The 9,694-nt window shown below is 59.9% G+C and carries 7 protein-coding genes; 3 read left to right on the forward strand and 4 right to left on the reverse strand.

Annotated features, from left to right (window positions below; translation table 11 throughout):
- Positions 1-126: 126 nt before the first annotated feature.
- Both NW844_RS04445 and NW844_RS04450 read right to left on the reverse strand, forming a co-directional pair.
- Positions 127-1,335: a Coenzyme F420 hydrogenase/dehydrogenase, beta subunit C-terminal domain gene (locus NW844_RS04445; RefSeq protein ID WP_414333841.1), complete on the reverse strand. Its 1,209-nt coding sequence runs from the start codon at positions 1,333-1,335 to the stop codon at positions 127-129.
- Between the two features lie 189 nt (positions 1,336-1,524).
- Entirely contained in the window at positions 1,525-2,157 is a 633-nt protein-coding gene (locus NW844_RS04450; protein ID WP_414333842.1) for a response regulator transcription factor, read from the reverse strand.
- 515 nt (positions 2,158-2,672) lie between these two features.
- Here NW844_RS04450 and NW844_RS04455 point away from each other — a divergent pair.
- Entirely contained in the window at positions 2,673-4,724 is a 2,052-nt protein-coding gene (locus NW844_RS04455; RefSeq protein ID WP_414333844.1) for a ribonuclease catalytic domain-containing protein, read from the forward strand.
- A gap of 92 nt (positions 4,725-4,816) precedes the next feature.
- Positions 4,817-5,830, forward strand: coding sequence for a phosphate ABC transporter substrate-binding protein (locus tag NW844_RS04460; protein ID WP_414333846.1), 1,014 nt, complete (start codon positions 4,817-4,819; stop codon positions 5,828-5,830).
- Positions 5,831-5,934: 104 nt separating this feature from the next.
- Here NW844_RS04460 and NW844_RS04465 read toward each other — a convergent pair whose 3' ends face one another.
- Both NW844_RS04465 and NW844_RS04470 read right to left on the reverse strand, forming a co-directional pair.
- Positions 5,935-6,921 (reverse strand): ABC transporter permease, encoded by a 987-nt coding sequence (locus NW844_RS04465; RefSeq protein ID WP_414333848.1) that lies wholly within the window; start codon positions 6,919-6,921, stop codon positions 5,935-5,937.
- 64 nt (positions 6,922-6,985) lie between these two features.
- Positions 6,986-7,792 (reverse strand): ABC transporter ATP-binding protein, encoded by an 807-nt coding sequence (locus NW844_RS04470; protein ID WP_414333849.1) that lies wholly within the window; start codon positions 7,790-7,792, stop codon positions 6,986-6,988.
- 249 nt (positions 7,793-8,041) lie between these two features.
- On the opposite strand from NW844_RS04470, the gene argJ reads away from it, so the two are divergent.
- A complete protein-coding gene (argJ, locus tag NW844_RS04475; RefSeq protein WP_414333851.1) occupies positions 8,042-9,259 on the forward strand; it encodes a bifunctional glutamate N-acetyltransferase/amino-acid acetyltransferase ArgJ in 1,218 nt (405 codons plus the stop codon).
- The last annotated feature ends 435 nt before the right edge of the window (positions 9,260-9,694 follow it).

The raw sequence follows: 9,694 nt of genomic DNA on the forward strand, positions 1-9,694 counted from the left end.
TTGGGCCAGGCCATCGACCGCTGGGCGGAAGCCGGGATCCGCTATTGCTGACCCCCGACCCCTCTCCCCAAGGGAGTTGCCCAAGCGCTCCGCGCCGCTAACGCGACCACCCCCAACCCCTCTCCCTTAGGGAGAGGGGAGTTGGTACTGCTCTACGATGCGCCGGGCAAAGGGAGGGACATGCTGCTCCAACTTGTGGGGGTAGTGGCGGCGCAGGTAGAGATAGTTGCGGACAAAGTGGGAATCAATGGAAAAGCGGGCATATTCCAGGCCACGCGGCCCAAAGCGCTGGATTGCCGCCCCCAGGATCCGAGCCAGCCACATGGGCAGGCTCAGAGCCTGCTCGTAGGCTTGGATCCCCTGTTGTACTGCCGCCCGCCGGGATCCCTGCGAGATCACCGCTTGGGTTTCCAGCTCTTCCCAAACCAGATCCAAGAGCTCCCGCCCGCGCCAGTTGCGCACCAGCAGCCACTGCCAGCCAAAGGGGGATCCCATGTAGCCCACCACCAGATCTGCCAGGCCGTTGACGTAGTCGAAACAGGTAAGGCAAGAGGGGGCAAATACGTCCTTGAGTTCTTTGGTCTTGAGGCCAAAAAAAGGCACCTTTTCCACCGAGCCGTCTTCGTGTTTGAAGTGGATGTGGAAGTCCTGCATGAACTCGTAGTGCACCACCGTTTGCGGGGAGCGGCTGGTGGTTTCCAAAAACTTCTGCAGGCCGGCGCGGCTGACATTGTCCACACAGGGCGTGCCCAGCACGTAAAGCCTCTCTAGGCCCAGCTTTTTCTCCACCGCCCGCAAAGCCTGGATCTGACAGCCCACCCCGATAACCAAGAGGCGCTTGAGGCCACTTTGCTCCACCTGCTCCAGCACGGAGAGATTGGGGGATAGGGTTGGCTTGTTAACCCGCGCCGCCAAAACCGCCTCCGGAGTACGCGCCAAGACAGTCCGTGGCTGAAAGCGATCCTGGGGATCCGCCTGCACGCACACCACCCCTTCTACTAGGCCGCTGCTGAGGGCCTTCATGCCGATGCTGCTGACGATGCCCGTCCACTGGGCACCCGGGATCGGATCCCGCCTGCGGGCCGTGTACATTGCCTCGTAGACGCCGAAGTAGTCGCTGTCGCTGACGGCAGCCGACTCTGAGCGCAGCGACTCTCGGGATCGCCCGTGGGTTTGCTCTTCCAGGTGGGTAAACTGCTGGTTTAAGAAGGCACAGGCTTCTTTGACGTAGGCGACATAGCGGGTATCGCAGAGGCCGCACTGGCTGCACAGCTCTTTGGCCGGGTAGTGGCCGGAGCGGATGGGCCGAGCCGGACGCGGTAAACGGGATCCCATGGGTTCTAGACCGTAGTGGACAGAGGCACCCTGACCGGTTACCTCACTTTCTTCAGTTTGCTGCCAAAACGACGGACAAGGGCAGAAAAGTTGAGGGATCCCCCATCCTACTGGCCACCTTCACCGCCGCCCAGTGAGGCCCACAGCTCGCCCACCCCACTGGACAGCAGAAGTTCTCTCGGTGGCCCCTCAGCCCCTGCCCAAACCACTTTCGATGGCCCAGCGGGCCAGCTCGGTGCGGTTGTGCAAGCCAGTTTTGCTCAGCATGTTGCTGACGTGGCTTTCGACGGTGCGCTGGCTCACCCCCATCACCTCGGCAATCTCGCGGTTGGACATCCCCCTGGCCACATGCTGGAGCACCTTGGTTTCCGTCGGGGTCAGCTCAATTTCCCGCTCCAGCTTGATGACCGGCTGAATGCCGACACTTTGCATTTGCAACAGGCGCTCCGTGTGCTTGAGAACCGACTCCACCTGGGCCACCAGCTCTTCCGCTTCAAAGGGCTTGACCAGGTAAACATCTGCCCCCGTATTGAGCCCGCGCACCCGATCCGCCGTTTGCCCGCGCGCCGACAAAAAAATCACCGGGATCCAGTCCGTCGCGCTGTTGGAGCGAATGGTCTGGACGAACGTGTAGCCATCCATCTCCGGCATCATCACATCGCAGATGATCAAATCCGGCGTGAAATGGCGCATCGCCTCTAACCCTTCTTGACCGTTGCTCGCCGCCACCACCTCATAGCCGCGAAACTCCAGGTAGTCCTTTACCAGCAGGATCAGGTTGGGATCGTCATCGACAAGCAACAGTCGCTTTGGGTTGTCCACGGCTGACCTTTTGAGCGCTAGAAGAGGGAAAAAGCAGGGATCTGCTTCCCTAACCTTTGTCTAGGGAAAACAAACCACGATGGGTGCCTTCCTATGGCACACCCTTAGCTTAACTAAGTAGCAGCCTGGGGTAACTGTATCCTACCCTCAGAGCTCAGAATACCATATGGAAGTGGAAAATACATGCTTGAGAAATGCTGGCAACAGTATCTCTACGCAATTTGGGGATCTCAATTGGTAACTTGATCCCAGAAACTTGTCAGAACTTGCCCCTCCCTTGGAATCGCAGTGTGGAATACGTAACCACAATCTACCGGAAGGCCTGTATCCCATAGGTGTCTCATGTATACATAGTACCGTATACCCATATTCTCTTTAAGTATTGATGTGCAAAGATTGCCAGTTCTCGTGTCTGCATGTCTTCTGGCCGGGGTTTCCGCGTGGGCAGGCGGGCAGAGCTGGTGGAAAATGGAGGAGAGCCTGCGCTTCAACGACAGCCGACATGGGGAGAGAGGGTGGAAAAGGGCACGCTGGTGGAGTTTCGCCACAATAACGACCGTGTGTTGGCCGTGGTTCAGGGCACCGAGGGCAAAAAGAACCTACTGCTGGGCGTGGCTTCGGGGCAGGTGCACAGCGTTCACCCTCGCCAAATTACCTTTGCCTTGAATGGGGGATCCAGTTTCACGGCTTCCGACATTCCCGGCTTTTGGCAGGCGGTGCAGGCGAAGTTGGATCCCGAAAGCTTAGCTTTGGCCTGGGAATTGGTTCAGGAGGAGCGCCGGCTCCTGAGCCTGTCGGAGATGGCCCAGTTGTTGTTTTCCGACGATTCCCCGGTCTCTACTTATGCTGCTTACCGCCTTTTGAGTGAGGATTTCATCTACTTTAAGGCAAAGGGGGAAGGCTACGAGCCGCGTACCCCGGCGCAGGTGAAGGAAATCCGCCATCAAATTGCCGTTACCCAGCAGCGGCAGCAGGAACAGGCCGAGTTTGAGGCCCGCCTAAGGGCAGCGGTGGCCCAGCCTGGGCAAAAGTACACTTGGACCCCAGCGGAGCGAGCCCGTCTGGAGCTGCTGGAGCGCCTAGCTCTGCAGGGAGCGGCGGCCAGCATTCGCAGCCACGAGGATCTCTCCCACAACCTCACCCCCTCGGATCGGGAACGGGCCTCGCAACTGCTGCAACTGATGGGATTTCCCGACACTCCCCAAGGAGCCTTTGACGCCCTGGTGGCCCTGGGCCTGTGGAGCCGCCACGAGAACCTGGCTCTGCGCCTCACCGGGATCCCCACCCAATTTCCCAAGGAGGTGGAGCGCTACACCCAAACTTTGCTGGGCGGCCCTCCTCCCTTCCTGGATCCCCATCTGCGCCGCGATCTCACCCATCTCCACACCTACACCATCGACGACGCCAGCACCCGCGATATCGACGATGCCCTCAGCGTCGAGTTTTGGTCGGATGAGGAGATCAAGCTCTGGATCCACATTGCCGATCCCAGTTGCTGGGTACAGTGGGGGGATCCCCTCGACTTGGAAGCCCGCCGGCGGGGCACCAGCGTCTATTTGCCCGAGCGGGTGATCCCGATGTTTCCACCGGAGCTGTCCACCGGCCTGATGAGCTTGGTGCAGGGGGAGGTGCGGCCTGCCCTCAGCTTCGGCATCCGGCTGGGATGCGACGGTGTCGTGCGCAACTACGAGATCTGCCTTAGCCAAATCAAGGTCAACTACCGCCTCACCTATGACGATGCCGACGAGATGCTGGAGTTGGGGGCAGAGGCACAACTGACGGCCATTGCCCGGGCCGCTCGCTGGCGCTACGCCTGGCGCCTGGCTCAAGGGGCCATCCAGATCGGCCTGCCGGAGCAAGATATCAAGGTCATGGACGAGATCCCCCACCTGCGTGTTATTGAGGATACGCCGGCGCGGCAGATGGTGGCGGAGATGATGGTGCTGGCCGGTGAGGTGGCTGCTCGCTTTGCTTGCCAAAACGGGATCCCGGTGCCCTATCGCCTGCAGCCGGCCCCTGAGCTCCCCCCGCCGGAGGTTTTGGATCTGTATCCCCAGGGGCCGGTGAGATCTTTTGCCATCATGCGCTGTCTATCGCGGGCAGAGGTGGCCACCCAACCGGGGCGACATACGGGGCTGGGTCTCGATGCCTACTGTCAAGTAACTTCCCCCATTCGCCGCTACCTGGATCTGGTGGCCCACTACCAGATCAAGGCTTTCTTGCGCGGGGATCCCTTGCCCTTGACCGAAGCCGAGGTGCAGCAGTTGTTGCTGGCCATTGAGCCGGGCACTGCAGAAGCGGTTCAAGTGGAGCGCAAGTCCAAGCGCTACTGGAGCATTGAGTACCTGCGCCAGCGACCGGGGCAGATTTGGCGGGCCTTGGTCTTGGGCTATCTGCGCGAGCAAGAAAACCTGGTGCTGGCCCTGCTGGATGAGATCGCTTTTCGGGTGCCGGTACGCCTAGAACGCCAGGTTCCTCTAGCAGCTTGGATTGAACTGGAAGTCGTGCAGGCGGATCCCCGCGCGGATGTGATCGAGCTGCGCGAGGTGGGACGGGATGCCCCTTAACCTGACGCTTACCCAATCTCCCCAGGTAATTGATACAACGGAGGGGGAAGGTCTCATAATGTCTGGACTGCGAATTTCTCTGGGGGGATCCCATGACCGCACAAAGCTCTGGCCCGCCTCCGATTGTTTACATTCTTTTGCTGGCGATACTGGGGGGAGGCGGCTGGTATGCCTATCGCTCCGGCCTGCTTGACTCTTTCCTGAATCGAGGGAACGTGCCTTCTGTCCCCAGCCAGATTCCGGCTGCCCAGCCACAGGCACCGACGGCACCCAACCTTCCCCAGGCGCAAGCCCCCAATCTGCCTGCCGGCCCGGTTAAGCTGGACACTTCCCTGCCCAACCCGGCGGTGCTGCAGATGGATGGCAGCGTCACAATGGTTCGCCTTGTCTTGGCCTTGAAGTCAGGCTACAGCCAGCGCAACCCCGGCATTCCCCTCACCTACGGGATCCCGGATGGCAAACCCAACGGCTCCAATGCCGGCCTCAAGGCCCTGATGGAAGGGCGCATCCAGATGGCCGCCAGCTCCCGCCCCCTCAATGCCAGCGAAGTGCAGGCCGGTTTGCAGGCGATCCCGGTGGCCAAAGATGCCCTGGCGGTGGCGGTGGGGGTGAACAACCCCTACAAAGGCGGCCTGACGCTGCAGCAATTGGCCGATATCTTCCAGGGTCGGATCACCAACTGGAGTCAGGTGGGCGGCCCGGATCGCCCAATTCGCGTTCTCAACCGCGCCCCCCAGAGCGGCACCTACACTGTCTTCCAAGAGCTGGTGTTGCTGGGGCTGCCCTTTGCCCCCGACAACCCGCCCTACTTCACCACCGCCACCGAAGATGTCACCACCCCTCTCCTGCGGGCTTTGGGAGAAGACGGCATCACCTACAGCACCGTGGATCAGGTGCAGAACCAGCAAACGGTGAGGATGGTGCCCATCGACGGCCAGATGCCCACCCGCGAGGCTATCCAAAGTGGCCGCTATCCTCTGGCCCGCAACGTGTTTTTGGTAGCACCTCAGAGAACCAGCCCTGCGGTGGCCGATTTCATCAACTATGCCCTCTCGGATCAAGGCCAACAAATCATTGGCCGCACCGAGTTCATCCCCCTTCGATAGCAACCCACAGCGGCAGCGGCGCGGAGCCGGTTGCGATGGCAGGAGTCACTATTGGCAAAGCCTGCACTCTAGGCGCCAGCAGGAGTGCGGGAGTATGTCACAGTTCAATTCTCTCGGCGCATGGCGCTCTCGTGCCACTTGCCCAATACCCTCTCCGATAAAGCGCTTAGGGAAATGAAGATCAGGATCCCCAAGCCGGTAACCAAGATCAAGGCTGCAAACATGCGCGGCACCTGCAGGTTGAAGCTGGAGATCAAGATCTGGTAGGCGATCCCAGCTCGCTGCCCACCGGTACCAGCCACGAACTCCGCCACCACCGCCCCAATCAAAGAAAGGCCGCCGCTGATGCGCAGGCCCCCCATGAAATAGGGCATGGCGCTGGGCAGCCGCAGGTAGATCAAGGTTTGCCAACGATTGGCCTTGTACAGTTGAAACAGGTTGAGCAGGTTGTGATCGGCGCTGTTCAACCCCAGAGTGGTGTTGGAAAGAATCGGGAAAAAAGCCACAATCCACGCGCAGACCACCATCGCGGCAAAGGTGTTGTTGCGCAGCCAAATGATGATCAGCGGCGCGATGGAGACAATGGGCGTTGTTTGCAAAAGCACCGCATAGGGGAAAAAGCTGCGCTCGATCCACTTGCTCTGGGTGAACACAATCGCCAGCACAAGCCCGGATACGGTGGCGGCCAAAAAGGCCACCACCGTGATCTGCAGAGTAATCAACAGAGAAGGAAAAAGCGTTCCCCAGTCGCGGATAAGGGTTTGCGCCACCAAAATCGGCCCCGGCAAGAGATAGTGGGGCATTCCTGTCACCCGCACCGCCACTTCCCAGCCCACCAAAAAGAGGATCCCGACAATAACGGGGGCCATCACCTCCAGATTGAACCAGCGGCCCAGATCCAACCCCTTTGCCGGCGCAGCACTCGGCCCAGCAGCGGCAGCCGTGGGTTGGAACCTGAGTTGTTCTCTAACCGCTCCGGTCAGCCTGGGCGGAGCCCAATCCGGCCAAGGCAGAGACAAGCGCTCCGCCGCGCCAAGGGATCCCAGCCGGCGATACAGCCAATTGAAAAGGGAGAGGAAAGCATCGAACATATCCTGAGGTTGATGAGGAAGGGGGCTCTACACAACAGGGAACACCGTCAAGGAAGGGATCCCGTCAGCGCGAACGTCCGGCCGAGAGGGGACGCAGATAAGGCTCCTGAGCCGCGCCATACATGGCTTCCTGGAGACGAGCCGACACTTCACGGCAGTAGTCGTTGTAAAGGGTTGAGGTGCGAAACTCTTCCGAGCGGGGATAGGGGGCATCGATGGGAATATCGGCTACCACCCGGCCCGGACGAGCCGCCATCACCACCACGCGGTTGGAAAGATAGACAGCCTCATAGATGTTGTGAGTAACAAAGATGACCGTCCAGTGCTTTTCTTGCCACAACTCCAGCAGCTCGCTGTTTAGCTTGCTGCGGGTGATCTCGTCCAAAGCACCAAAAGGCTCGTCCATCAGCAACACCTGCGGCTTGGTTACCAAGGCGCGAGCAATGGAAACCCGCATGCGCATACCGCCGGACAGCTCGCGGGGAAAATGGCGCTCAAACCCCCGTAGGCCCACCAGTTCTAGAGCTTCCAGAACATCTCGATCGGCTTTTGGCTTGGGCTCACCGGCCAACTTCAGGGGCAGGCGCACGTTGTCCATCACCGTTGCCCAGGGCATGAGGGCCGGCTCCTGAAACACAAAGGCCAATTTGGGCTCTCCTTGGGAGGTGTTTTGCCCCCATTCGATAGAGCCGGTGGTTAGGTCACCCAGCCCTGCGATCAGCCGCAGCACCGTGCTTTTCCCACAGCCAGATGGCCCCACCAAGCTGACAAACTGCTCCTCTTGGATGGTCATGTTCATGTCTTGCAAAGCCACCGTGCCATTGGCATAGGCCTTGCTGACATGGCTAAGGGTAATGACAGGGGCAGGCATGGCTTGCAGTTCCTAGGGGAGGGGACAAGAGGGTACCTTGCAAATCCAGCAAAGAGGAGAGAAGGTTACACAGGCACACCCCATACTTTAAAAATAACCCTCTCTGCCGCCTCTGCTTGGTTAGTAGAACTACAACTTTTGCCCTCAGGACGGGTTTTCAGAAGGTTTCTCAGGCAAAACTTGCCCTGAACCCAAACCCGAGCCGCAAGCCGCTATGATATTGCCGACCCCCACCTGGCCGAGGAACGCATGGGATCCCAATTTAAACCGGTTGAAGGTGCCGTCACTGCCCCACAAGGGTTTCGAGCTGCTGGAGTGGCCGCCGGCCTCAAGCCCTCAGGAGCTGCGGATCTGGCCTTGATCGTTGCTGACTGCGAGGCGGTGGGGGCGGGTGTTTTTACCACCAACCAGGTCAAGGCCGCTTGTGTTACCTACAACCAAGGGATCCTCGCCCAAGGGCAGCCGGTGCAGGCTATTCTCTGCAATGCCGGCCAAGCCAACGCCTGTACCGGAGAAGAAGGGGAACGCAACAACGCCCAACTGGCCCTCTGGGTGGGAGAACGGTTGGGGATCCCGGCCCAACAGGTGCTCACGGCCTCGACGGGGGTGATCGGGCGGCAATTGGAAATGGCCAAAATTGAGGCAGCCCTGCCCCGCCTGATCGACAGCCTCTCGCCAGCAGGAGGGGAGAGTGCTGCCCGTGCCATCCTCACCACCGACCTGGTGACCAAAAGCGTTGCCCTAGAGGCCGAGATCGACGGGTACACCGTCCGGCTGGGGGGCATTGCCAAGGGATCCGGCATGATCCATCCCAACTTGGCCACGATGCTGGCTTTCTTGACCTGCGACGCGGCTGTAGATCCCCATCTGTGGCAGCAGATCCTCCAGCAAGCTGCCGACCTCAGCTTTAACCAAATCACCGTGGATGGGGATACCAGCACCAACGATATGCTCCTGGCCCTGGCCAATGGCCGGAGCGGGATCCCGGCTATTCAAGCCGGCACAGCAGCCGCCCAAACTTTGGCGGAGATGGTCAACCAAGTTTGCATCCATCTGGCCAAGGCCATTGCCCGCGACGGGGAGGGGGCGACCAAGCTGCTGGAAATCCGCGTCCAAGGCGCCCCCGACGACAGGTCGGCTCGGCAGATGGCCCGTGTGATCGCCAGCTCTCCCTTGGTAAAGGCGGCAGCCTTTGGCAACGACCCCAACTGGGGACGGGTGGCCGCCGCCGCCGGTCGGGCCGGGATCCCTTTTGACAGCCGCTGCTTGGAGATTCGCTTGGGAGATTTTCTGCTTATGCAGGCGGGCATGCCCCTGAATTTTGATCGCCAGGCGGCTTCTGAGTACTTGAAGGGGGATCCGGTAACCTTCACGGTGGATCTCCACCAGGGATCCGGCCAGGGCATGGCCTGGGGCTGCGATCTCAGCTACGATTACGTGCGCATCAACGCCGAATACACCACCTAAAGGAGGGATCCCATTATGACCACCGAATCGAACGCGAGTGTGGCCCCAACCAGTCCTCCGATAAAAGACTTAGAGCCGATACATTTACGCTGAACATTGCTGTTCGCAACAGCGGGACGGAGTCCCCATATTGCTACCCAGCAATGAAGCGATGGCATCCCGCTCATTGCTGAGCAGAAAGGCGGCATGCCGCGACGCCCTGAGGAAGATCTCCAGGGCTCCATGCTGGCGCTTGGCATTATAGCTGGCCGCCTCTCTCGGCGCGACATACCTAGCTGTGCTAAACCTCGGCTACGCTGAGCATAGTGTGGGCTATTTTTCAGAGTAGTTCAGTCTATCGCCGACTAGGTAAAACTCCATAGACCAGCAAGGTGATTTGTGCGGTCAGCATGATTGGGAAAGCCTTGTCCTCTCTCGGTTTAGCTTAATCGGCGG

This window comes from Synechococcus sp. H55.2, from assembly GCF_047462495.1.
GTDB lineage: Bacteria > Cyanobacteriota > Cyanobacteriia > Thermostichales > Thermostichaceae > Thermostichus.